The sequence below is a fragment of the Flavobacterium ammonificans genome (genome assembly GCF_020885975.1).
In the GTDB taxonomy this organism is placed as follows: domain Bacteria; phylum Bacteroidota; class Bacteroidia; order Flavobacteriales; family Flavobacteriaceae; genus Flavobacterium; species Flavobacterium ammonificans.
Genome location: NZ_AP025183.1, coordinates 1,821,390 through 1,845,694, shown reverse-complemented (window position 1 = coordinate 1,845,694; position 24,305 = coordinate 1,821,390). Strand labels below are relative to the sequence as shown.

At 33.3% G+C, this 24,305-nt stretch carries 20 protein-coding genes; 14 read left to right on the top strand and 6 right to left on the bottom strand.

Annotation, left to right across the window (positions count from 1 at the left end):
• Positions 1-1,545 carry a hypothetical protein gene (locus tag LPC23_RS08310; protein ID WP_229324551.1) on the bottom strand — a complete coding sequence of 515 codons (1,545 nt, stop codon included), beginning with the start codon at positions 1,543-1,545 and terminating at the stop codon, positions 1-3.
• A 153-nt stretch (positions 1,546-1,698) separates the two neighbouring features.
• Between LPC23_RS08310 and LPC23_RS08305 the strand changes: the two genes are divergently transcribed.
• From LPC23_RS08305 to acs, 7 genes are all read left to right on the top strand, one after another.
• Positions 1,699-2,862, top strand: coding sequence for a 2-isopropylmalate synthase (locus LPC23_RS08305; RefSeq protein WP_229329496.1), 1,164 nt, complete (start codon positions 1,699-1,701; stop codon positions 2,860-2,862).
• 11 nt (positions 2,863-2,873) lie between these two features.
• On the top strand, positions 2,874-3,989 hold the full coding sequence (gene leuB / locus LPC23_RS08300; protein ID WP_229329494.1) for a 3-isopropylmalate dehydrogenase: 1,116 nt from the start codon (positions 2,874-2,876) through the stop codon (positions 3,987-3,989).
• 54 nt (positions 3,990-4,043) lie between these two features.
• Complete coding sequence (ilvD, locus tag LPC23_RS08295; protein ID WP_229329492.1) at positions 4,044-5,717, top strand: dihydroxy-acid dehydratase; 1,674 nt, start codon at positions 4,044-4,046, stop codon at positions 5,715-5,717.
• A gap of 33 nt (positions 5,718-5,750) precedes the next feature.
• The gene (gene ilvB / locus LPC23_RS08290) at positions 5,751-7,436 is read left to right on the top strand and encodes a biosynthetic-type acetolactate synthase large subunit (protein WP_229329491.1); all 1,686 of its coding nucleotides are present in this window, start codon (positions 5,751-5,753) and stop codon (positions 7,434-7,436) included.
• Between the two features lie 4 nt (positions 7,437-7,440).
• Positions 7,441-7,965, top strand: a complete 525-nt coding sequence (gene ilvN, locus LPC23_RS08285) for an acetolactate synthase small subunit (protein ID WP_229329490.1) — start codon at positions 7,441-7,443, stop codon at positions 7,963-7,965.
• Positions 7,966-7,980: 15 nt separating this feature from the next.
• Positions 7,981-9,453: a ketol-acid reductoisomerase gene (gene ilvC / locus LPC23_RS08280; RefSeq protein WP_229329489.1), complete on the top strand. Its 1,473-nt coding sequence runs from the start codon at positions 7,981-7,983 to the stop codon at positions 9,451-9,453.
• A gap of 369 nt (positions 9,454-9,822) precedes the next feature.
• Positions 9,823-11,730: an acetate--CoA ligase gene (gene acs / locus LPC23_RS08275; RefSeq protein ID WP_229329488.1), complete on the top strand. Its 1,908-nt coding sequence runs from the start codon at positions 9,823-9,825 to the stop codon at positions 11,728-11,730.
• A gap of 48 nt (positions 11,731-11,778) precedes the next feature.
• On the opposite strand, the gene LPC23_RS08270 is transcribed toward acs, so the two are convergent.
• The 5 genes from LPC23_RS08270 to LPC23_RS08250 all read right to left on the bottom strand — a co-directional run bounded on the left by LPC23_RS08270 (position 11,779) and on the right by LPC23_RS08250 (position 18,042).
• Positions 11,779-12,375 carry an exonuclease domain-containing protein gene (locus tag LPC23_RS08270; RefSeq protein WP_229329487.1) on the bottom strand — a complete coding sequence of 199 codons (597 nt, stop codon included), beginning with the start codon at positions 12,373-12,375 and terminating at the stop codon, positions 11,779-11,781.
• A 2-nt stretch (positions 12,376-12,377) separates the two neighbouring features.
• The gene (locus tag LPC23_RS08265; protein ID WP_229329486.1) at positions 12,378-14,297 is read right to left on the bottom strand and encodes a DUF294 nucleotidyltransferase-like domain-containing protein; all 1,920 of its coding nucleotides are present in this window, start codon (positions 14,295-14,297) and stop codon (positions 12,378-12,380) included.
• 208 nt (positions 14,298-14,505) lie between these two features.
• The gene (locus tag LPC23_RS08260) at positions 14,506-15,837 is read right to left on the bottom strand and encodes a DEAD/DEAH box helicase (protein ID WP_229329485.1); all 1,332 of its coding nucleotides are present in this window, start codon (positions 15,835-15,837) and stop codon (positions 14,506-14,508) included.
• 33 nt (positions 15,838-15,870) lie between these two features.
• Entirely contained in the window at positions 15,871-17,409 is a 1,539-nt protein-coding gene (locus tag LPC23_RS08255) for a DEAD/DEAH box helicase (RefSeq protein ID WP_229329483.1), read from the bottom strand.
• A gap of 108 nt (positions 17,410-17,517) precedes the next feature.
• Entirely contained in the window at positions 17,518-18,042 is a 525-nt protein-coding gene (locus LPC23_RS08250) for a DUF6155 family protein (protein ID WP_229329481.1), read from the bottom strand.
• Positions 18,043-18,144: 102 nt separating this feature from the next.
• Here LPC23_RS08250 and LPC23_RS08245 point away from each other — a divergent pair, with 102 nt between their 5' ends.
• The 7 genes from LPC23_RS08245 (at position 18,145) to LPC23_RS08215 (ending at position 24,268) form a co-directional block, all read left to right on the top strand.
• Positions 18,145-18,417: a DUF3817 domain-containing protein gene (locus tag LPC23_RS08245; RefSeq protein ID WP_229329479.1), complete on the top strand. Its 273-nt coding sequence runs from the start codon at positions 18,145-18,147 to the stop codon at positions 18,415-18,417.
• A gap of 8 nt (positions 18,418-18,425) precedes the next feature.
• Positions 18,426-18,812: a glyoxalase gene (locus LPC23_RS08240; protein ID WP_229329478.1), complete on the top strand. Its 387-nt coding sequence runs from the start codon at positions 18,426-18,428 to the stop codon at positions 18,810-18,812.
• A gap of 537 nt (positions 18,813-19,349) precedes the next feature.
• Complete coding sequence (locus LPC23_RS08235) at positions 19,350-19,910, top strand: gluconate 2-dehydrogenase subunit 3 family protein (protein WP_229329477.1); 561 nt, start codon at positions 19,350-19,352, stop codon at positions 19,908-19,910.
• 44 nt (positions 19,911-19,954) lie between these two features.
• Complete coding sequence (locus LPC23_RS08230; RefSeq protein ID WP_229329476.1) at positions 19,955-21,658, top strand: GMC oxidoreductase; 1,704 nt, start codon at positions 19,955-19,957, stop codon at positions 21,656-21,658.
• 12 nt (positions 21,659-21,670) lie between these two features.
• Complete coding sequence (locus tag LPC23_RS08225; RefSeq protein WP_229329475.1) at positions 21,671-22,834, top strand: Gfo/Idh/MocA family protein; 1,164 nt, start codon at positions 21,671-21,673, stop codon at positions 22,832-22,834.
• Between the two features lie 2 nt (positions 22,835-22,836).
• Complete coding sequence (locus LPC23_RS08220; RefSeq protein WP_229329474.1) at positions 22,837-23,889, top strand: sugar phosphate isomerase/epimerase family protein; 1,053 nt, start codon at positions 22,837-22,839, stop codon at positions 23,887-23,889.
• A gap of 13 nt (positions 23,890-23,902) precedes the next feature.
• Positions 23,903-24,268 (top strand): c-type cytochrome, encoded by a 366-nt coding sequence (locus tag LPC23_RS08215; RefSeq protein WP_229329473.1) that lies wholly within the window; start codon positions 23,903-23,905, stop codon positions 24,266-24,268.
• Positions 24,269-24,305 lie beyond the last annotated feature (37 nt).

The window sequence follows — 24,305 nt, the reverse complement described above, 5'->3', positions numbered from 1 at the left end:
TTATCTATTATTTAGTTTAGCTTTTTCTTTAATTATTAAGGCTATTTTTTTGTTTTCAATTTTGCTTTCTAACCAAGAAATGATGTCTAAATATAAAAACGCACGTTTTTCATAGGTGTTTTTCTCTAATTCAATAAAATGTTCTTTCATTTTAATGAATTCCTTTTTTAAATCGCCAGGATAAATCGAATTTAAGTTTTTTAAGAATCGAATAATTTCTTTTTGAACTTCGTTGAGATCATTCATTTTTAAAAGAAATTTATATGTGCTTTTTAATTGATTTTCTAGGTAGTAATCATTTCCAAGCTCATAATGTAGAATTAAGTAGAGAAGTCGTGAAAAGCACATTAAATCCTCACGCATACTAAGATTTTTGTTATTGATAATTTTATCAAGATATACTAAGGATTCAGTGTATTTTTCATTGCCAAAATAGATACACGCAATTTTATAATAAAAAAGCATTTCATGGTGTTCGTCTAAATGATCACTATGCTTTTTCATTTTATATAATACTTCAGGAATCAAATATTCGCTTTCTGCAAAACTTCCTTCAAGAATATGAAAGTTTAATTTGTTGTTATATAAATACAAGAATGACAAAGAGGATACATTATCATTTACAGGGAATTTGTCATCATTAATGGTTTGTTCCAGTTTTTCAAGATACTTTTTAAAGTTAGTCTTGTATTTCAACATAAAAAGAGACTCTAATAAATAGTGGTTTCCTTTTAAATAAAATACTGGATTTAAACTAATCATAGTAGGGTTATCATAAAAAAGAGTTACCCATTTGTGTGCGTATTTGTAGCATGATAAAAAATCTTGAACAAGAAAACTTCGCCATAAATTGGCATTATAAAACCAATATTTTTCTCTAAACCCAAACTTATTTTCATCAAATTTTGCAATATGTTTATTAAAATAATTGTCTATGTATTGAAGTTCGTCATCATTTTTCACATAGCCAGTTTTTAACATTATTCCATATAGCTGGAGCGATAAATTAGATAATTTGCTAGAAATTGTATTGCTATAATTCAATTCTTTGGCTTGGATTACTAATTCATCTGCTCTTCCTTGAATACTTCTTGTAATGTATTGTGACTCGATTAGTTTTTCAAATTCAACAATTTCATAAGCCATATTTTTCTCGTCATTCTCGATGGCAAGAAGCTTAGTCTTGTCTAAAATTTTCAAACTTTGTTTGTACAATCCTTTATTGTATAAAATTGTAGCAAAATCAATCTGTTCTCGTAACTGATACCGCATGTTTTGATTAGGAATATTCAAACGAATGCTCACTAATATTTGCTTGTATAAATAAGACTTCAAATTGGACAATTGAATTTTTTTAATACTTCCACTTTTTAAAATAACTTTTTCATCATAGACTTCAGATTTATCTAAAATTGTAAATAATTCTATGAATTTAGTATTCGAACTAGTTTCCAATCGACTAGCGAAAATCTTGAACTGACGTTTTTCCGACTTTGAAAGCGATTTTATTAGTACAAATAAGAAATCTTTTTGATGGTTAGCCATTGTAAAATTATAAGATTTAAATATTTAATTATCAAATACTTACGCTATAATTAAGTTCTTTATGCGCAGTAAATAAACTTTAAATAGATTTTAAAACCAAGTTGATAAAGATAATTTTGTTATAAGATGTGAAATTACATTAAATAAAATAAAATGAATAAGGAAAAAGTTCAAATTTTTGATACTACACTTAGAGATGGAGAACAGGTCCCTGGTTGTAAACTAGATACCGCTCAAAAACTCATTATTGCAAGTAGGTTAGATGAAATGGGAGTTGATATAATTGAAGCAGGTTTTCCAGTGTCAAGTCCAGGCGATTTTTTATCAGTTTCAGAAATTAGTAAGATAGTTAAATATGCCACAGTTTGTGGTTTAACTAGGGCTGTAAAAAATGACATTGAGGTTGCTGCATCGGCTTTACAATATGCAAAAAAACCTCGTATTCACACAGGAATTGGTACTTCAGAATCCCATATTATTCACAAGTTAAATACGACAAGGGAAGATATAATTTATAGAGCAAAATCAGCAGTTGCTTATGCTAAAACATTTGTTGAAGATGTTGAGTTTTATGCAGAAGATGCGGGTAGAACGGACAATGCTTTTTTAGCAAAAGTTTGTGAAGAAGTTATAAAATCAGGTGCTACTGTTTTGAATATACCAGACACTACAGGCTATTGTTTGCCTGAAGAATATGGAGCAAAAATAAAGTACTTAAAAGAAAATGTAAAAGGAATTGAAAATGTCATTTTATCATGCCATTGTCATAATGATCTTGGTATGGCTACTGCGAATTCTATTGCTGGGGCTGTAAATGGTGCTAGACAAATAGAATGTACAATAAATGGAATAGGAGAAAGAGCAGGTAACACTGCCTTAGAAGAAGTTGTTATGATTTTTAAACAGCATCCTTATTTGAATTTATACACTTCCATAGATTCCAAACAGCTAAATGAAATGAGTCGTTTAGTTTCTGATAGTATGGGAATGATTGTACAACCTAATAAAGCTATTGTAGGAGCCAACGCCTTCTCTCATAGTTCAGGAATTCATCAAGATGGCGTTATTAAAAACAGAGCGACTTACGAAATTATTGATCCATTGGATGTTGGAGTTAATGAATCATCTATTGTTTTAACCGCAAGAAGTGGCCGAGCTGCCTTAGCGTACAGAGCTAAAAAAGTGGGGTATGAATTGACCAAAATACAGTTGGATATTGCATACTCTGAATTTTTGAAATTTGCCGACATAAAAAAAGAAGTTCTTGATGACGATATACATCAAATCGTTGAAGCATGTAATTGTCTAGAAGTTTAAATTAAGTTAATATGAATTTAAAAATAGCCGTATTATCAGGAGATGGAATAGGTCCAGAAGTAACCTTGCAAGCAAAAAAAGTATTGCAAGCTATTGCCTTTGTGCACCAACATGAATTTATTTTCGAAGATGCTTTGATTGGTGCAATAGCAATTGAAAAAACAGGAAAGCCACTGCCTGAGCAAACCTTAAACTTATGTAAAAACACTGATTCTATTTTATTTGGAGCAATTGGGGATCCAAAATACGATTCTGATCCAACATCTAAAATACGTCCAGAGCAAGGATTACTTCAGCTTCGAAAGGAGTTGGGTTTATTTGCAAATATTAGACCAATTAAAGCATATCCGAAGTTAATTAATTCATCACCTGTTAAAAAAGAGGTTATAGAAGGCACTGATTTTGTTGTCTTTAGAGAGTTGAACGGCGGAATGTACTTTGGAAAAAAGACAACCAATGATGAAGGCACTTATGCATCTGATCTATGTGAATACAATGAAGATGAAATTGTAAAAATTTCACATTTAGCTTTTAAAGCAGCACAAACTCGACGAAAAAAAGTCACTTTGGTGGACAAAGCCAATGTACTCGAAACATCTAGATTGTGGAGAAAAGTAGTTACTAAAATAGCTCAAGAATATCCAGATGTCACTTTAGAATGTATGTATGTTGATAATGCTTCGATGCAAATTATTGTAAATCCGAGACAGTTTGATATTTTATTAACTGATAATTTATTTGGCGATATTTTATCTGATGAAGCTAGTGTTATTTCAGGTTCTATCGGTTTAATGTCATCAGCCTCTTTAGGAGAAAAATATTCTTTATTTGAACCTATTCATGGTTGTTATACTGAAGCTAAAGGAAAGAATATTGCTAATCCAATAGCTTCAATTTTATCGGTTGCCTTGTTACTAGAACATTTTGGTTTGGATGTAGAATCAAAAAAAGTAATTGCAGCTGTCGAAAAAGCTATTGTTAATAATGTAATTACAGTTGATTTAAAAGTAGATTCTCAATTTGGAACCAACGAAGTGGGCGATTTTATTTCAAATTATATTCTTAATGAAGGCGATTTGTATTTTAAAAAGGATTTTGTTCAATTGGGTCAATCAACAATAGTATAGTGAAATTAAAAGTGAAGTTGTTCGTTCTAATAACTTCAAAATAAAAAATAAATAATGGAATTAAATAAATACAGTAAAACAATTACTCAAGACGAAACTCAACCAGCTGCTCAAGCCATGTTCTACGGTATAGGTTTGACAGATGAAGATTTAAATAAAGCTCAAGTAGGTATTGTTAGTATGGGTTATGAAGGAAATACTTGTAACATGCACCTAAATGATTTGGCCAAAGAAATTAAAAAAAGTGTTTGGGAAGCTGACTTAGTAGGTCTAATTTTTAATACCGTAGGAGTTAGTGACGGAATGTCAAATGGAACTGATGGAATGCGTTTCTCTTTGGTTTCTAGAGATGTTATTGCAGATTCTATTGAAACTGTAATGGGAGCGCAATGGTATGATTCAATGATTGCAGTTGTTGGATGTGATAAGAATATGCCTGGTTCTGTAATTGCTATGGGTCGAGTGAATCGTCCATCAATTATGGTTTACGGAGGAACTATCCATTCAGGAAAATGGAAAGGAGAATCGTTAAATATTGTTTCTGCTTTTGAAGCATTAGGGAAAAAATTTAATAATACAATTACTCCTGAGGATTTCAAAGGAGTAATCAAAAATTCTTGCCCTGGAGCTGGTGCCTGCGGTGGAATGTATACTGCAAACACCATGTCTTCAGCGATTGAAGCACTTGGGATGAGTTTACCTTACAGTTCTTCTAATCCGGCTTTAAGCCCAGAAAAGCAACAAGAGTGTTTAGATGCAGGAAAAGCGATAAGAATTCTTTTAGAAAAAGATATCAAGCCTAGAGACATTATGACGCGTAAAGCATTTGAAAATGCGATCACTATAATTGCTGTTTTAGCTGGATCTACTAATGCTGTAATGCACATTATCGCAATGGCTCATTCTGTTGGAATTGAAATTACGTTAAATGATTTTCAACAAATAAGTGATAGGACACCAATTCTTGGAGATCTTAAACCAAGTGGTAAATACATGATGGAAGATTTACACGCTGTTGGTGGTGTTCCAGCGGTAATGAAATATTTGCTAAAAGTAGGTCTTTTACATGGAGATTGTTTAACAGTAACTGGTAAAACAGTGGCCGAAAATTTAGAGAATGTTCCAGATTTAACTGCGGGACAGGATGTAATTCACGATATAGATAATCCATTAAAACCATCAGGTAACATACAGATCCTTTATGGAAATTTAGCAACGGAAGGTTGTGTAGCCAAGATCAGTGGAAATGAAGGAGAATATTTTGAAGGAACTGCAGTGGTATTTGAAAGTGAATTTGAAGTCATACCTGGAATACAGAATGGATTAGTTCAACCTGGAAATGTAGTTGTTATTCGATATTGCGGACCAAAAGGCGGCCCTGGAATGCCAGAAATGTTAAAACCAACTTCGGCTATTATGGGAGCTGGTTTAGGTAAATCGGTTGCATTAATTACTGATGGACGTTTTTCAGGAGGCTCTCATGGATTTGTTGTAGGCCATATTACCCCGGAAGCCCATGATGGAGGCGGTATTGCACTAATTCAGAATGGAGATGTCATAACAATTGATGCTGTAAATAATACAATTAATTTAAAAATTTCTGAAGAAGAATTCAATCAAAGAAAATTGAATTGGATTCAACCGCCATTAAAAGTAACTCAGGGAGTTTTACTGAAATATGCAAGATCAGTTTCTAGTGCATCTACAGGTTGTGTAACTGACAAATAAATTATCCCAAAGACAATTAAATTAAGTATCGACATGAGAATAACAGGCGCAGAAGCTATTATTAGAAGCCTACTTGCAGAAGGAGTAGATTTGGTTTATGGATATCCAGGTGGAGCCATTATGCCAGTTTACGATGAATTATATAAGTTTAAAGAGGAGTTACACCATGTTCTGGTTCGTCACGAACAAGGGGCAACGCATGCTGCTCAGGGATTTGCCAGAGCTACCGGTAAAGTAGGGGTTGCAATTGCTACTTCGGGTCCTGGTGCTACTAATTTAGTGACTGGAATTGCCGATGCACAAATTGATTCAACACCCATGGTTTGTATTACTGGGCAAGTAGGTAAACATTTATTAGGTTCTGATGCATTTCAGGAAACAGATATCATCAGTATTTCGACTCCTGTAACCAAGTGGAATTACCAAATTACTGAAGCACATGAAATCCCCGAAGTAATAGCAAAAGCATTTTATATCGCTAAATCTGGTCGTCCAGGTCCTGTTCTGATAGATATTACTAAAAATGCGCAGTTTGACGAATTGGATTTTAGTTATAAAAAATGTACCAGTATTAGAAGTTATGTTCCAAAACCGACTTTACAATTAAATCAAGTACAAGCAGCAGCAGACATAATTAATAGTGCCAAAAAGCCAATGATTGTTTTTGGTCAGGGAATTATACTCGGCGAAGCAGAAGCAGAATTAAAAGCGTTAGTCGAAAAAACAGGAATTCCAGCTGCGTGGACTATTTTAGGATTATCAGCATTACCAACAGATCATCCTTTAAATGTCGGTATGGTAGGTATGCACGGAAATTACGGACCTAATGTTTTGACAAACGAGTGCGATGTTTTTATTGCTTTAGGAATGCGTTTTGATGACCGAGTTACGGGAAATCTAGAAACCTATGCCAAACAAGCTAAAGTTATTCACTTTGAGATTGATCCTGCAGAAGTAGATAAAAATGTAAAAGCTGATGTTGCAGTTTTAGGAGATGTAAAAGAAGCATTAACTGCAATTATTCCACTTTTGGAAGCGAAAACCCATGAATCTTGGCACAACCAATTTAAAGAGAAATACGCAATTGAATTAGAAACAGTTATTAATGACGAATTGCAACCCAAAAAAGAAGGTATTTCTATGGGGGAGACCATTGAAATGATTAACAAACATTCTAAAGGTGATGCGATTATGGTATCTGATGTGGGTCAGCACCAAATGTTTACCTGTCGTTATTCTAAATTCAATTCCTCTAAAAGTAATATTACTTCCGGAGGTCTTGGAACCATGGGATTTGCTTTACCTGCAGCCATTGGTGCTAAAATGGGTCAACCCAATCGTGAAGTTGTAGCCATTATTGGTGATGGTGGTTTCCAAATGACCATTCAAGAACTAGGAACTATTTTTCAAACTAAGGTTCCGGTAAAAATAGTAGTATTAAATAACGAATTCTTAGGAATGGTGCGTCAATGGCAACAATTGTTTTTTGACAAACGTTATGCTTCTACCGAAATGATCAATCCGAACTTTATTGCTATAGCCGAAGGCTATTATATTAAAGCGAAGAAAGTAACCAAACGAGAAGATTTAGATGCAGCAGTTGCCGAAATGATGGCTTCGAAAGAATCCTATTTCTTAGAAGTTTTGGTAGAAAAAGAAAACAACGTATTCCCAATGATTCCAACAGGAGCTTCGGTTTCTGACATCCGATTAAGTTAATACTATGGAAAATAAAACATTCACCATTTCTGTATATTCAGAAAACAACGTAGGCTTATTAAATAGAATATCAGTAATATTCTTAAAACGTCATATCAATATTTTAAGTTTAAATGTATCCGAATCGGAAATCGAAAATGTATCTCGATTTGTAATTGTAGTTGATACAACTGAAAAATGGGTTAAAAATATTGTAGGTCAAATTGAAAAACAAATTGAAGTTATCAAAGCGTTTTATCATATTGATGAGGAGACAATTTTCTTAGAAAGTGCAATTTTCAAAATCAATTCAAGTTTATTGTTTGACGAGAGACAAATTCAAAATATTATCAAGGAAAGTCATTCCGAAATGGTTACGGTTTCAAGAGACTTTTTTGTCATTTCAAAAACGGGAAGACGTTCAGAAATTGATGAGTTATATGCTAAATTAAAACCTTTCGGAATTATGCAATTTGTGCGCTCCGGAAGAATTTCGGTTTCCAAAGAAAAAATGGAAATTACCAGTTTATTAGAAGAATTACAATCATAAATTAAATAGTAAAAAATGGCAAATTATTTCAATTCATTACCACTAAGATTACAATTAGAACAATTAGGAGTTTGTGAATTCATGGATCAATCAGAATTCGCAGAAGGAACTCAAGCATTAGCTGGTAAAAAAGTAGTAATCGTAGGATGTGGAGCTCAAGGTTTGAACCAAGGTTTAAATATGAGAGATTCAGGTTTAGATATTTCTTACGCTTTACGTGCTGAAGCTATCGCGGATAAAAGAGTTTCGTTCAAAAACGCTTCTGATAATGGTTTTAAAGTGGGAACCTATGAAGAATTAATTCCAACTGCCGACTTAGTATGTAACCTTACACCAGACAAACAACATACAGCAGTTGTAACTGCAATTATGCCGTTAATGAAAAAAGGGGCAACACTAGCGTATTCTCACGGTTTCAATATTGTTGAGGAAGGAATGCAAATTCGCAAAGACTTAACTGTGATTATGTGCGCGCCAAAATGTCCTGGTTCTGAGGTTCGTGAAGAATACAAAAGAGGATTTGGTGTTCCAACATTAATTGCTGTTCATCCAGAAAATGATCCAAATGGAGTAGGTTTGGCGCAAGCCAAAGCCTATGCTGTTGCAACTGGTGGGCATAGAGCAGGAGTTTTACGTTCTTCTTTTGTTGCTGAAGTAAAATCAGATTTAATGGGAGAACAAACTATTCTTTGTGGTTTATTACAAACAGGTTCAATTTTGTGTTTTGACAAAATGGTGGCTGAAGGTGTAGATGCTGGATATGCTTCTAAATTAATTCAATACGGATGGGAAACAATTACTGAAGGATTAAAACACGGAGGTATCACTAATATGATGGATCGTTTGTCCAATCCTGCAAAAATTGCTGCTTTCAATGTTGCCGAGGAATTAAAAGATATTATGCGTCCATTATTCCAAAAACATATGGACGATATTATTTCTGGTCACTTTTCTAAAACGATGATGGAAGACTGGGCTAATGATGATAAAAATTTATTGGCTTGGAGAGCGGCTACTGGGGAAACGAATTTCGAAAAAACACCAGCAGGTGCTGTTGAAATCTCTGAGCAAGAATATTACGACAACGGCGTATTGATGGTTGCGATGGTGAAAGCTGGAGTTGAATTGGCTTTTGAAGCGATGACTGATTCTGGAATTATTGAAGAATCAGCTTATTACGAGTCGTTACATGAAACACCACTTATTGCTAACACTATTGCAAGAAAGAAATTATTTGAAATGAATCGTGTAATTTCAGATACTGCAGAATACGGATGTTATTTATTTGACCACGCTTGCAAGCCATTAATTGCTGACTATGTTAAAAATGCACCATCTAATTTGATAGGTCGTCCATTTAACAATGGTAATAATGGTGTAGATAATAAAGAATTAATTGAAGTCAACAGCATCATTCGTAATCATCCAGTTGAAGAAGTAGGTGCTTGGTTAAGAGAATCAATGACTTCAATGAAAAAAATCGTATAATTTCAGTTACAGGAATTACGCATTTAATGTTAATTAATCGGCATTATATCATTATAAATCCCAAATTTTGAATTAGTTAGCAATTTTGAGACTAACAGATATAAAGTAGTGCCAATTATAGTCACTTCACTTAAAACAAAGTGAAGTGATGTAATTCCTAAGTTCTATTGATTAGGTTTTTTGAATTTTGTTCGTAAAAAGCGAGATAGTTTATACTATCTCGCTTTTTTAGTTTTACAATAAAAAAAGGATACCATTTTTTTGCTAAATTTGAAGAACAATATTTGATTTTTAAAATTTACCCCCATTATTAAATTTAAATGTTGTAACCATACATAGATTAAATAGTTTTATAAAAATAGAGGAATTATGAGTTACTATAAGATTGACAATTTTGAACAATATTTCAAACATTATAATAAATCCATTCGTGAACCTAGAAAATTTTGGGGAAAAATAGCGGAAGAAAACTTTACTTGGTACCAACAATGGGATAAGGTAGTGGACTTTGATATGGAGAATGCCGATATTAAATGGTTCACCGAAGCTAAAGTGAATATTGTAAAAAATTGCATCGACAGACATCTTGCTAAAAGAGGAGAGAAAACAGCAATCATTTTTGAACCTAATGATCCTTCTGAAGAAGCCCAGCATATTACCTATAATGATTTGTACGAGCGAGTGGGTAAAATGGCCAATGTTTTGAGAGAACAGGGTATTAAAAAAGGGGATCGTGTTTGTATTTATTTACCAATGATTCCAGAATTAGCAGTTGCTGTTTTAGCTTGTGCAAGAATAGGAGCCATTCATTCTGTTGTTTTTGCTGGATTTTCTGCTTCGGCAGTAGCCTCAAGAATTAACGATTCAGAATGCAAAATGGTCATTACTTCCGATGGTGGGTATAGAGGTAATAAAACAATTGATTTGAAAGGTATCGTTGATGATGCATTATTGAATTGTCCAACCGTTAGTTCTGTTTTAGTAGCGAAGAGAACGAATACTCCAGTTCATATGAAAGAAGGACGTGACCAATGGTTGCAACCACTTTTAGATGATGCTTTGACCAATAATGTTGCTGAAATAATGGATGCTGAAGATCCTTTGTTTATTCTTTATACTTCAGGTTCAACCGGGAAACCAAAAGGAATGGTGCATACTACAGCAGGGTATATGGTCTACACAGCTTATACTTTCAAAAATGTTTTCAACTATGAAGAGAATGATATTTTCTGGTGCACAGCTGATATTGGTTGGATTACAGGACATTCGTATATTCTATACGGACCGTTGTTAAATGGAGCGACAACTGTAATTTTTGAAGGAGTTCCTTCGTATCCTGACTTCAGTCGTTTTTGGGAAGTGATTGAAAAACATAGAGTCACTCAATTTTATACTGCTCCAACTGCTATTCGTGCTTTAGCAAAAGAAAGTTTAGATTATGTTCAGAAATTTCCTTTCAAATCACTAAAAGTGATTGGATCTGTTGGCGAACCTATCAATGAAGAGGCTTGGCACTGGTACAATGACCACGTGGGTGGTAAAAAATGTCCTGTAGTAGATACTTGGTGGCAAACTGAAACCGGTGGTATTTTAATTTCACCAATTGCTTTTGTAACGCCAACAAAGCCGACCTATGCAACACTTCCTTTGCCAGGTATTCAACCCGTTTTGATGGATGATAAACGTAACGAAATTGAAGGAAATCAAGTAGTAGGAAGTTTATGTATCAAATTTCCTTGGCCAGGAATTGCAAGAACTATTTGGGGAGATCACCAACGATATAAAGAAACCTATTTCAGTGCTTTTCCAGGGAAGTATTTTACTGGAGATGGCGCTTTGCGTGACGAGGTAGGCTATTATAGAATTACAGGTCGTGTAGATGATGTAGTGATTGTTTCTGGACACAATTTAGGAACTGCTCCAATTGAAGACGCAATCAACGAACATCCAGCGGTGGCTGAATCAGCTATTGTAGGCTTCCCACACGACATCAAAGGAAATGCCCTGTATGGATTTGTAATATTGAAAGAAACAGGGGAGTACCGCGATCGAGATAACTTAAGTAGGGAAATTAACCAACATGTTTCAGACCACATCGGACCTATTGCTAAGTTGGATAAAATCCAATTCGTTTCAGGCTTGCCAAAAACTCGTTCAGGAAAAATTATGCGTAGAATTTTGCGTAAAATTGCTGAAGGTGACTTTTCTAATTTTGGTGATATCACCACTTTGTTAAATCCTGAAATTGTAGATGAAATTAAGGATGGAAAGTTATAAGTAGATTATCAAAATAAAAAAGGCATTATCATTTGATAATGCCTTTTTTTATTTTAATCCTAATCTGGATTTTAATTTTAAAAACAACAATCCCATTTTATAGGCTTCTTCCGATGCAGAGTTTCGGTCACTTATTGGAACTTTATACAAAGTACATAATTCGTCTAATGTGAATTGTTTGTTATTGATATCATTCAATCTGCAATGCATAATTTCTAGATCAAGTGGCTCATTTTTAAGTCTTCCACAATCCATTTTTTCTAACGCGGTATTGATTATTTCTACATCTGTATCAATTCGGTATCCAACTAAAGTAGCATTACCAATATATTGTAATAAGGATTGAATTGCTTCGGATTCTCCTAATTTTTGAAGTTTACTTTCTACAATAAACTCGTTAGAAAGTTCATTGTCATGCAGAAATTTGTATTGTAATAGAACTACTTCAAAATTATCTCCAATAAGCAAACTATCATTAACTATTCCAAAACATCCAAAAGACAGAATAACGTCTTTGTCTGGATTTAATCCCGTTTTTTCGGTAGAAAGAATGACATATCGGTTTGATTTTTGGTCAAATTTAGATAGGTAATCCTTCCAGAATTCAGGATGTTCTTTAGTAATATTTTTAAGCCAATCTAACATAATTATGAAAATTGAGTAAGTTGGAATTTATCTTTAATTAATTCTTCTAGTTCTCTCATTGGAGCAAGTGCATTTTTCAATCGCTCTTTGTCTAATTTATTCAATTCGTTTAGATTAATATATTGTCCAGCATCTTCGTTTTTTAAACCTTCAACCGTTCTAAATTTGGATAAAGTTAAAAAGGCTTCTGCACAATTAATATAAATTTCAGCATTTCGCGGATCTGCAATAGCCAATTGCTTGAAGCGAGAGTAGGTATTATTAACACCTTTAATTCCGTAACTTAATGCAAAAAGTCGTGCACTGTCAATCAATGGAAGTAAGGCACGCGTTTTAATATCAAATTTATCTTTGTTTGGCCCTTCTTCTTCAACAATAAATTTCTTAAAGAAACTAAGCGGAGCATTATTTCTCAAGGCATCATTACCTAAAAAATCAAAGAATAATGTATTGTTTTTGGCATTATTATAAATAACATTTTCTATTGCTTCCTCAATCTTTGATTCCCCAAAAGCCATTTCGTAATCAAAGAAAATACTACTCAAGTCATTACTATTTTTACCTGGAGTATTCATCCAACTGTTATATTGATTGGTCCAGTCAGTCAGTGATTTACACCAAAGAGTATTACTGCCCATATGACCGTTTGGACATAATGAATAACCTATTTTTTCTAGGTTGGCTGTAGAGCGCTTGGCTAATTTTAAGAAATAATCTTTAACTTCTCTGTATTTATCAGGAACTACATCTTCAAATACTAAAATACTATCTTGATCAGTTAATAATAATTGTTCTTTACGGCCTTGGCTACCAATGCATAACCAAGCAAAACGAGCAGGAGGGGAGCCAAGATCTAAAATTGCTAATTCAACCGAACGTTTGATTAGTGCCAAATTAATTTCGCTTGCAATATTATAGATATGAAAAAGCGGAATGTTTTTATGGATAGAACTCTGAATAATAGTAGTCAATCGTTCGCGTAGTTGCTTTAAATCATCTGCAGACTGAGTTCGTTTGATTTGCTTAATTAATACCCCAGGGTTATTGGCTTGAGAAACAATTAAATCGTGTTCAGAAATAATTCCTTTGACCTCAGATTGGTTAGTTCCATCCGATGTTGCAATTAAATGGGTTACGTTATTTTTTAACATAACTAATTGGGCTTCTGCCAAAGAAATATTTTCTACAACAGTAACCACTGGATTAGTCATAATTTTATCAATGGTAGCAGTAATAGGGAATCGGCCCGTTGCAATTTTGGTGCTCATATCGGTATGAGTTACAATTCCAATAGGAATAGAATTATTATTTGTTATAATAATACTATTAGAAAGGTTTTCAGCCATAGTTTTTGCCACATCCATTATGATAGCATCTGCTGAAGTTGTTAACGGAACTCTATTGTAATTTAAGGATTGAAAATACTGTAAATCAGAGGATTGCTGGTCAGCATACACCACATTATCTGAAAGTAATTTACCTCTAATATTCTTATCGTTTGGATTATTAGTATTGGTTGCGAAACTTTCCAACAAAAAATCCAATACATTCGGATTATTAGCTACAAAAGGTCTAAAAGTTGCAATTGGTATTGCATAAACAATACATTCTTGTCGCGCTTTTGCAGTCATCATATAATTGTTCTTAGCAAAAAAGGGGCGCAATCCAAAAATATCCCCTTCGTGACATTTGTTCAATAAAGTTTCCTCAGCATCAGCTATAACAGACAAATGAATTACCCCAGAAGCTACAACATAAAAGCAATCGTGTAATTTGTCATCAATTTGAAATAAAGTCTTGTATTTTTCTAAATTAACAACACGAATATTGGTCGCTATTTCTGATAATTCTTCAAAAGTCAAATTATCAAACGGCGGATATTTTTTTAAAAAATCAGCAATATGTTCTGCAACAGTATTCATAATGTGTGAGGAATAATTTTTATGATTGCTAATTTAGGTATTTTAAGAAGGGAACACAAGAGTTAATAAAAAATACTATTAACTTATTTAGAGTAGTATTTGTTAATTGATTAGTGGCTTTTAAATATTCTATTTTACATAATATAAATTATAGTTCAATTATATTTATTATAAAATAGGACGATATCTAGTAAATTTGATACAATTATTATCTTTTATGCTTTTTAACAGGCTGTTCTGTAGCAATAATCAGTTGTTGTAAATGATTAGCCAATAATTTTTCAATTAGTTCCTCTTTAGTTAAATGATGAAAAATTGTTTTAACTTTAGTTTTAAGCTCAGCATCTACATCGTGATTGGGTTTCGTTTTAAAAATTTTCTTAGCCCACAGTAATGTATTGTTTGCTTCAATACTGGCAACTGTAGGTTTTTTAAATTCAGAAAATTGAATTCCTAATTCTTTTTCAAAATCAGCGATTTCTACAACTTCTTCAGTTTGTAAAACGGTTAATGAAAGTCCTTTTGCTCCAGCTCTTGCAGTTCTTCCGCTTCGATGTACATAGGCTTCATATACATCAGGTAAATGGTAATTAACCACGAAAGCAACATCGGCTACATCAATTCCTCTTGCAGCTAAATCGGTTGCAATCAAAATACTGATATGTCCTTCACGAAATTGTCCCATAATTCGGTCACGAATTCCTTGAGATAAACTGCCGTGTATGGCACCTGATGAAAATTTATTGATAGCTAGATTTTTAGCTAATTTATTTACAGCGGCTTTGGTTTTACAAAAAATAATTCCGCGTTCGCCTTCTCTAGAATTTAAAAAATGCATTAAAACATCTAATTTTTCAATAGGATCTACTACAATATATTGATGATCAATTCCTTGATTACCAATAGTTTCCATATTGGCACTAATTTCTACTACATTTTTAGATAAGTAGTTCTGAATTAACTGTTTTATAGTTCCGGGTAAAGTAGCTGAAAATAAAAAAGTTCTATGTTTTTTTGGCAATTCAGCCACTATTTCATCTAAACTTTCTTTTAAAATACTAACCATTTCATCCGCTTCGTCTAAAACTAGAAATTGTGTATCTTTTAAGTTAATTGCTTTTCTTTGGATCAAATCAATCAATCTTCCAGGGGTTGCTACAACAATATGTGTAGGTGTTTTAAGCCTTTCTATTTGAGGTTTTATTGGGATTCCACCGCAAGTAGCTGCTATTGAAATTCCATTTATGTTCTTTGAAAATTGTTCTAAATTAGTGTGGATTTGATGCCCCAACTCACGTGTTGGTACCAAAATAACAGCTTGAATATTAGCCTTCTCAATTTGAATTAACTGTAAAAGGGGTAATCCAAAAGCAGCAGTTTTTCCTGTACCAGTTTTTGCAAGTCCAACTATATCAGTAGTGTTTGCTAGTAATTGCGGAATTACTTTTTGCTGAATCTCTGTAGGTTCAACAATTTTCAATTCAGTTAATACTTCTACTAAAGGATTTGAAATTCCTAATTCAGAAAATTGGTTAGCCATATTTTTGTTTTTTGTGTCGGATTAAATAAAAATTTAATCCGCTTCATTCATTATTTTTTCTCGGTACTTCTTCCCTATTAAAAGTGTCAATTTCATTTTGTAATCTTCTACTAACCATTCGCGGTAATTTTTACTGCATTGGCTCAAACATTTTGAGAAACGATTTACTCGACATTCAATGTCTTCTTCCAATTCTCGTGCTAAGGTTTTTGCAGCTTGCAAATCTTCAGTATTGTCTACACACATTGTGGCGTGTTGTTCTAAAGACTTCTCGAGTACAACCTTAGAACGTAAATTTTGACGAATAACTTGTTTGTGTTCTTCATCTACATCAAAGGTTACGACTTTAGTTTTGCTGAATTTTGCACGTAATTCAGGAGGCATTTCATATTTAAAATACAGCTCAATTTCGGCATCATCACGAAGATTCTCTAAATAATATTCAGGAGATTTAAATATATGCTGCCAATTGACAGGATCACTCCATAATCCGAATCGTGCCGCATTATTTCCTAAATCAATTACTGTAAACTCGTCTTTATTTTCTAGTTTTCTTGAACCACGTCCAATCATTTGAAAATATAAGGTTAATGATTTGGTTGCTCTATTCAATATTATAGTCTCAACTGTTGGCTCATCAAATCCTGTAGTTAGAATTCCAACTGACGTTAAAATTGCATTTGGAGTATGTTTAAACCAATGTAAAATGTCTTTACGTTCTTCAGTGCTACTAGTGTTATCAAGATGTCTTACATCATACCCGGCTTCTCTAAATGTTTCATAAACATATAGCGAAGTATTGATCCCGTTGTTAAAAATTAAGGTTTTCTTTCCTAATGATTTCTCGGTATAGGCGTGCAATAATTTCTCCTGCATTGCCATATTAGTATATAAATCATCGGATGATTTTACCGTATAATCACCGTTGATTCCTACTTTTAGTGAAGTCAATCCAACATCATAACTATAGGTAATGGCTTTTGCTAAAAATCCTTTATCAATCAATGATTGTATTGTATCGCCTACAATTAATTCATCGTAGTTTTGATGCATTGGAAGTTTGATATTCGAACTTAAAGGGGTTGCCGTAACTCCTAAAATAAAGGCTTTTTTGAATGAACTTAATAACTTTCTAAATGAGTTGTAATGCGCTTCGTCAATTATAACCAAACCTACATTATCCAAATGTAATTTTTCATCATTAATACGGTTTTTAAGCGTTTCAACCATCGCTACAAAACAAGAATAATCGTTTTGATCTGGAAGCTCTTTTACATTACTATTGATGATTTTATTCTTGACACCAAAACCTTTCAGCATTTTAGAAGTCTGTTTGCATAACTCAATTCGGTGCGTCAATACAACAACTTTCTTATCGTGTTTTTGAATATATCTACGAACAATTTCAGAAAAGATTACTGTTTTCCCACCACCTGTTGGTAGTTGATACAATAAATGATGTTGAGGAGAGGCGTTGTCAATGCGCTCAAAAATGGCATCTATATCCCCTTTTTGGTAATCATAGAGCTCTTTTCGTTCTTCAAATTCAGGTTCTAAAGTGTTTTGAGGCATTTTTTGTTTTGGATTTTTGCAAAAATACACCTAAAAAACAGTTAAACCGTAATAATTATTCTAAAATAAGGAAGGGATATTAAAAATAAATAATTTTCAATGTGATTACTATTCTAAACGACTAATAATTCGCTCAAATTCAGATGCAACAAACCATTTTTGTGACTTGGTTTCCAAATAAATAGAATGTATTCTTGATTTAAATTCTAAAAAAATACCATTAGAAATAATGAATTCAACAGCTTGTTCGAATGATTTGAACATACTTTTGTAAAATAACTCTTGTTTAATTGTATTCTCTCCAGAATACGTCTGAGCAATTTCGATATTATAAAGCATTAAATCTGCTATTACAAAGGGATCTACCCCCAGAACTACAAAATGTTTAATAATTTTTTGAGCAATAGACCGTCTCATTTTAGGTTTACTTCCACGTCCACTCTTTTTAAATGGATAATATTCGTTAGAAATTTTAAGTTTAGCTTCCTTTAATAGAGCATCTTCTTTTGGATTAAAAACAAAATCATAATATGTTTTTACTGGAACAAATTTTTCGTAAAGTTCAATTAGTTGTTCTTCTAATTGTTCCTTATTCAATTCTGACAGGTATTTTTTTAGATCGCGTTTGCTCATATTGAAATTGATATTGTACAAATATAATTTACTTTAATCAATCGTATGCCTTAAATCAATCTTATTCCTTATTTTTGGGATTGGAAATTTAATACATAAGTTATGTTGAAGTTATTTAAAATTATTGCTTTTTTAGAAGGGGCTTCCCTCCTGCTATTGTTGTTTTTTGCGATGCCAATGAAATATTATTTTCAAGAACCAATTTTTGTCAAAATTATAGGAATGGCACACGGGGTTTTGTTCGTGGCATATATTATTTTAGCCATAATGGCAAAAATTGAATTGAATTGGTCTTATAAAAAGATGGGTATAATTTGTTTAGCGTCTGTAGTACCTTTTGGAACTTTTTATGTTGAGAAAAAATATTTAAGCTAATTTATATTATGTATTCAAGAGACGAGTTTATTCACCAATTTCGCGGGGATGTTTTAGGGAAAACTGATAATCATTCGTCTATTGAAGAAGAATTTCAAAATAAGACATTGCGCCCGATTCTAAAGTTGCAAAACGATTTGATTATTCAAGTATTTAAAAATTACCTTAACCAAAACAGAATTCATTTTGACACTTTCCCTCTTGATAAAAAAATGAATACAATTGAGAATGCTATTGCTAAGGATAGTCAACTACAAAACACCTATAAGGGACTTATTATCGCTTTTTTTACTTTAGACGAATACCAAATCTACAGCACTGTTTCATCTGGATTAAATAAACGAATTCGCTCCATGTTAATGGAACGGTTACAAAGTCAACTTCAATTATTCTAATAAATAATCTACTTTTAATTTAGAGTTTTTACTATATATATAATTGATTAATAAATATATAGCATTAAAATTCATCTACTTTTTTTATTCCTATCTACGGAAATCTCAATTAACCACCTAATTTTACAATCAGCAAACGAAATCGTTTTCTTGCATAATTTATTTTTTTTGTATTTTATGAAAGTATAAACTATTTTGATTTTATAATTGATTTATGTCATTTTAACGCAATGAAGATTAAATTGATTCGGTTCTTGATTTTTTTTGTAAGATTTAAATTATATATTTTAGAATAAACACTATTTTTTTTCTGAGAATTAGTTTATAATTTAATAGAAAAAGCAAAAAATAATTTAGAAAAAACATCATAATCAAGATTATTCTATAGAATTTGATTTAAAATTCATAAAAAAATAAAAAAAATGGAATTCTGTCAATTAATTAACACTAAAAAAACGAATCTGTTTTTTTATTTGCTATTATTGTAAGTATCTATAAAATAACTTTTAACAACCTAAAACAACTAAATTAAACCAAATGGAAAGAAGGGAAGCACTAAAAAGAGTTGCCTATTTAATGGGAGGAGCCATTTCAGCAACAACAATGGGCGTTTTATTTGAAAGTTTTACAGTTTTAGATAAATCTAAAATGGTTAACTTTTCAGCATCAGACGAAGCAATTCTTGCTGAATTTGCAGAGATTATTATTCCAACGACTTCAACTTGTCCAGGTGCAAAAGCAGCTGGTTTAGGAGCATTTATTCCAATGATGATTCAGGATTGTTATCCTGCTAATTTGCAAGATCTTTTTTCAGCTGGATTGAAGTCTATGGACGACAAATGTTTTGCAAAGTTTGGTAAAAACTTTGTTGCTGCATCTGAACAAGAAAGAACAACTATAGTTACGGAATTAAGAGATGAAGCTGTAGCAAATAAAAGAAAACCATCTTTCTTTACTATTGCTAGGGATTTAACTATTTTAGGATACTACTCTTCTGAAATTGGTTGTACTCAAGCACGTGAATATGTTGCTATTCCTGGAAAATATGATGGAAGTGCACCTCTTGAACCGGGTCAAAAAGCTTGGGCTACTTCTTAAAATACCATTGCCATTAAATTAGTTTAAACTTAAAAATATATATCGTGAATATTAATACGAATTTAAAAGAACAAAATACTTATGACGCGATTGTCATAGGTTCAGGTATTAGTGGAGGTTGGGCTGCTAAAGAGTTGACTGAAAAAGGATTACGTGTTTTGATGTTAGAGCGCGGAATGAACATTGAGCACATTACTGATTATGAATCAGCTATGAAAGATCCATGGGAATTTAAGCATGCCGGTAAAATGACTGAGGAACAAAAAAAGACTCATCCTGTGCAAATTAGAGATTATCCGTATCAAGAAGCCAATGAAAAATGGTGGGTAAACGATTTAGAATGTCCTTACACAGAAGATAAACGTTTTGATTGGTATAGAGGATTTCATGTGGGTGGTAAATCATTGATGTGGGGACGCCAGAGTTACCGTTTTAGCGACCACAATTTTGAAGATAATAAGAGAGATGGTCATGGAAATGACTGGCCAATTCGCTATAAAGATATTGCGCCTTGGTATGATTATGCTGAAAAATTCGCAGGGATTAGTGGCCAAAACGAAGGTTGGCCTTTGTTGCCTGACGGTCATTTTTTGCCTCCAATGGACTTGAACTGTGTTGAAAAATCAGTTAAAGAGCGTATTGAAAAACATTATAATAAAGAACGTATTTTGACAATTGGTCGTACAGCCAATTTAACTGTGCCTCACCTTGGAAGAGGAAATTGTCAATACCGTAACTTGTGTAGTAGAGGTTGTCCTTTTGGAGCGTACTTCAGTACACAATCGTCTACTTTGCCAGCAGCAATGGCAACAAAGAAACTAACTGTTAGACCCTACTCTATTGTGAATCATATCATTTATGATAAAGATACCAAAAAAGCAAAAGGTGTTATGGTAATTGATGCAGAGACAAATGAAACAATGGAATTTTATGCTAAAATCGTTTTTGTAAATGGTTCTACATTGGGTTCTACTTTCATATTATTAAATTCTACTTCTGAAGCTCATCCAAATGGTTTGGGTAATGGAAGTGGACAATTAGGACATAACTTAATGGATCACCATTTCCGTTGTGGAGCCGAAGGTACTGCTGAAGGATTTGAAGACAAATACACTTATGGACGTAGAGCAAATGGGATTTACATTCCACGTTACCAAAACTATGGTAATGACAAACGTGATTATTTAAGAGGTTTTGGTTACCAAGGTGGAGCAAGTCGTGGAAATTGGCAAGCTGATGTTGCAGAATTAGCTTTTGGAGCTGATTTCAAAAACAATATGTCAAAACCAGCAGATCATTGGAGAATGGGATTAGGTGGTTTTGGTGAAATGCTACCATATTACGAAAACAAAGTATACATTGATCATTCTAAAAAAGACAAATGGGGTCAGCCGGTTTTAGCCATTGATTGCGAAACTAAAGATAACGAAGCTAAAATGCGTGAAGATATGATGAACGATGCAGCTGAAATGTTGGAAGCTGCTGGTTTGAAAAATATCCAAACCTATGATAACGATTACTATCCAGGAATGGCAATTCACGAAATGGGTACCGCTCGCATGGGTAATGATCCTAAAGATTCTGTATTAAACAAATGGAATCAAATGCATGAAGTAAGTAATGTATTTGTTACTGATGGATCTTGTATGCCTTCTATTGCATGCCAAAACCCTTCATTAACATTTATGGCCTTAACAGCTCGTGCAGCTGATTACGCAGTAAAAGAATTAAAGAAAAAAAATATCTAGGTTACATATATTATGACAAGAAAATTAAGAATGGGAATGGTCGGTGGTGGCCAAGATGCATTTATCGGAGCCATACATCGTTTGGCTGCCAATATGGATGGTTTAATTGAATTAAGTTGTGGTGCTCTAAGTATCAATCCTGAAATGGCAGTAGCATCAGGAAAAGCTTTGTTTCTTCCTGAATCAAGAACCTATTTGACCTATGAAGAAATGATCATAGCGGAAGCGGCTTTACCAGCTGATGAGCGAATTGATTTTGTTACGATTGTAACTCCCAACTTTGCTCACTTCGCTCCTGCCATGATGGCTTTGGATCACGGATTTAATGTTGTAATCGAAAAACCAATTACGTTTTCTTTAGAGGAAGCTAAACAATTGGAACAAAAATTAAAAGAAACAGGATTAACTCTTTGTTTAACACATACCTACTCTGGTTACCCAATGGTAAAACAAGCCAAAGCGATGGTTAGAGAAGGAAAATTAGGTAAAATTCGTAAGGTTTGGGTAGAATATCCTCAAGGATGGTTAAGTAAATTATCCGAAAGAGAAGGTAACGCTCAAGCAGCTTGGAGAACTGATCCTAAAAAATCTGGAAAAAGCTCAGTAATGGGTGATATCGGAACTCATGCAGCTCATTTAGCAGAATACATTACAGGTTCAAAAATTACTGACATCTGTGCTGAATTGAATACTTTAGTCGAAGGACGTGTAATGGATGATGATGGTGCTGTTTTATTGAAATTTGACAATGGTGCTAAAGGTGTTTTAATGGCTTCTCAAGTTGCTTCTGGTGAAGAAAATGCAGTTAAAATTAGAGTGTATGGTGAAAAAGGTGGCATCGAATGGTTGCAACACGAACCGAACTCTTTAATTATAAAATGGTTAGAAGAACCAATGCAAATTTTAAGAGCAGGATCGAATTATGCTCATTTGTCTTCTTTTGCCAGACACAATTGTAGAACTCCAGGCGGACATCCAGAAGGATATTTGGAAGCTTTTGCCAATATCTATAGAAATTTTGCCTTGACATTAGGATGCAAAATAGATGGTACCGAGCCTACACCAGAAATGTTGGACTTCCCTTCTATTGAAGACGGTCTAAGAGGAATGGCATTTATTGATAATGTAGTTTTATCAGCTCAGTCTGATAAAAAATGGACTCCTAACGTTTTATAATTATGACAACAATTCAAGGACCAGCGGTTTTTTTAGCACAATTTATTGGTGACAAAGCTCCATTTGATTCATTGGACGGAATATGTCAATGGGCATCTGATTTAGGTTTCAAAGGTATTCAAATGCCAACATTGGATGCACGTTTTATTGATTTACAAAAAGTAGCTGAAAGTAAAACCTATGCAGATGAATTGACAGGAAAAGTGGCTTCCTATGGCTTACAAATTTCAGAATTGTCAACTCATTTACAAGGACAATTAGTAGCTGTTCATCCTGCATATGATGATTTTTTTGACGGCTTTGCTCCTGCTGCTTTGCGTGGAAATCCAAAAGCACGTCAAGAATGGGCAGTTCAACAAATGAAATATGCTGCGAAAGCCTCTCAAAATTTAGGTTTAAATGCCCATGCCACTTTTAGTGGTTCGTTGCTTTGGCAATACTTCCACCCTTGGCCACAAAGACCACCGGGATTAATTGAAGAAGGATTTGCTGAATTAGCGAAACGTTGGTTGCCTATTTTGAATGAATTTGATCAGAATGGTGTAGATGTATGTTATGAAATTCACCCCGGAGAAGATTTATTTGATGGAGAAACGTATGAAATGTTTTTGAAAGCGGTAAACAATCATTCAAGAGCTTGTTTATTGTACGATCCATCCCATTTTGTATTGCAACAATTGGATTACATTCAGTATATCGATTTTTATCACGAACGTATTAAAGCGTTTCATGTAAAAGATGCCGAATTTAACCCAACTGGTAAACAAGGTACTTTTGGTGGATACCAAAGTTGGGCCAACCGCGCAGGACGTTATCGTTCGCCAGGTGATGGACAAATTGATTTCAAAACCATTTTCAGTAAATTAGCACAATACGATTATAAGGGTTGGGCAGTTATGGAATGGGAATGTTGCATTAAAAATCAAGAAGACGGTGCTCGTGAAGGGGCTGAATTTATTAAAAAACACATTATCAAAGTAACCGATAAAGCGTTTGATGATTTTGCTGCTGTGGAAACCAACACCCAATTAAACAGAAAAAATTTAGGATTATAATAAACACACAAAAATGAAACGTAACTTTTTATTACTTGGCCTTGCCGCATTGACTTTAGCTTCTTTTTCAACTATTGATTCAGATAAAAAATACATTAAAAAAACTGCTGTTGTAGAGCAATCTAATGATGGAGAACGATTGATCGCTAAATCAGATTGCGTAGGCTGTCATAAATTAGATAAAAAAATGATTGGGCCTTCTTATGTAGAAATTGCTAAAAAATATCCAAATAACGACAAAAATGTTAATTATTTAGCAGGTAAAATTATCAAAGGAGGTTCTGGTGTTTGGGGCACAATGCCCATGTCAGCTCACTCATCATTGAAAAAAGAAGATGCCAAATCAATGGCACAATATATTTTGGGATTGAAAAAATAATACTTAGTTGTATTTGTATTGACTAACAAAAAATAAC

Bases quoted from the DNA above. Each gene is read 5' to 3' on its own strand.
- LPC23_RS08240 (WP_229329478.1), top strand. From the start codon at position 18,426: ATGTATTCAAGAGACGAGTTTATTCACCAATTTCGCGGGGATGTTTTA.
- acs (WP_229329488.1), top strand. From the start codon at position 9,823: ATGAGTTACTATAAGATTGACAATTTTGAACAATATTTCAAACATTAT.
- LPC23_RS08305 (WP_229329496.1), top strand. From the start codon at position 1,699: ATGAATAAGGAAAAAGTTCAAATTTTTGATACTACACTTAGAGATGGA.
- LPC23_RS08250 (WP_229329481.1), bottom strand. From the start codon at position 18,042: ATGAGCAAACGCGATCTAAAAAAATACCTGTCAGAATTGAATAAGGAA.
- ilvB (WP_229329491.1), top strand. From the start codon at position 5,751: ATGAGAATAACAGGCGCAGAAGCTATTATTAGAAGCCTACTTGCAGAA.
- ilvD (WP_229329492.1), top strand. From the start codon at position 4,044: ATGGAATTAAATAAATACAGTAAAACAATTACTCAAGACGAAACTCAA.
- LPC23_RS08255 (WP_229329483.1), bottom strand. From the start codon at position 17,409: ATGCCTCAAAACACTTTAGAACCTGAATTTGAAGAACGAAAAGAGCTC.
- LPC23_RS08265 (WP_229329486.1), bottom strand. From the start codon at position 14,297: ATGAATACTGTTGCAGAACATATTGCTGATTTTTTAAAAAAATATCCG.
- LPC23_RS08235 (WP_229329477.1), top strand. From the start codon at position 19,350: ATGGAAAGAAGGGAAGCACTAAAAAGAGTTGCCTATTTAATGGGAGGA.
- LPC23_RS08270 (WP_229329487.1), bottom strand. From the start codon at position 12,375: ATGTTAGATTGGCTTAAAAATATTACTAAAGAACATCCTGAATTCTGG.
- LPC23_RS08220 (WP_229329474.1), top strand. From the start codon at position 22,837: ATGACAACAATTCAAGGACCAGCGGTTTTTTTAGCACAATTTATTGGT.
- LPC23_RS08310 (WP_229324551.1), bottom strand. From the start codon at position 1,545: ATGGCTAACCATCAAAAAGATTTCTTATTTGTACTAATAAAATCGCTT.
- leuB (WP_229329494.1), top strand. From the start codon at position 2,874: ATGAATTTAAAAATAGCCGTATTATCAGGAGATGGAATAGGTCCAGAA.
- LPC23_RS08245 (WP_229329479.1), top strand. From the start codon at position 18,145: ATGTTGAAGTTATTTAAAATTATTGCTTTTTTAGAAGGGGCTTCCCTC.
- LPC23_RS08225 (WP_229329475.1), top strand. From the start codon at position 21,671: ATGACAAGAAAATTAAGAATGGGAATGGTCGGTGGTGGCCAAGATGCA.
- ilvC (WP_229329489.1), top strand. From the start codon at position 7,981: ATGGCAAATTATTTCAATTCATTACCACTAAGATTACAATTAGAACAA.
- ilvN (WP_229329490.1), top strand. From the start codon at position 7,441: ATGGAAAATAAAACATTCACCATTTCTGTATATTCAGAAAACAACGTA.
- LPC23_RS08260 (WP_229329485.1), bottom strand. From the start codon at position 15,837: ATGGCTAACCAATTTTCTGAATTAGGAATTTCAAATCCTTTAGTAGAA.
- LPC23_RS08215 (WP_229329473.1), top strand. From the start codon at position 23,903: ATGAAACGTAACTTTTTATTACTTGGCCTTGCCGCATTGACTTTAGCT.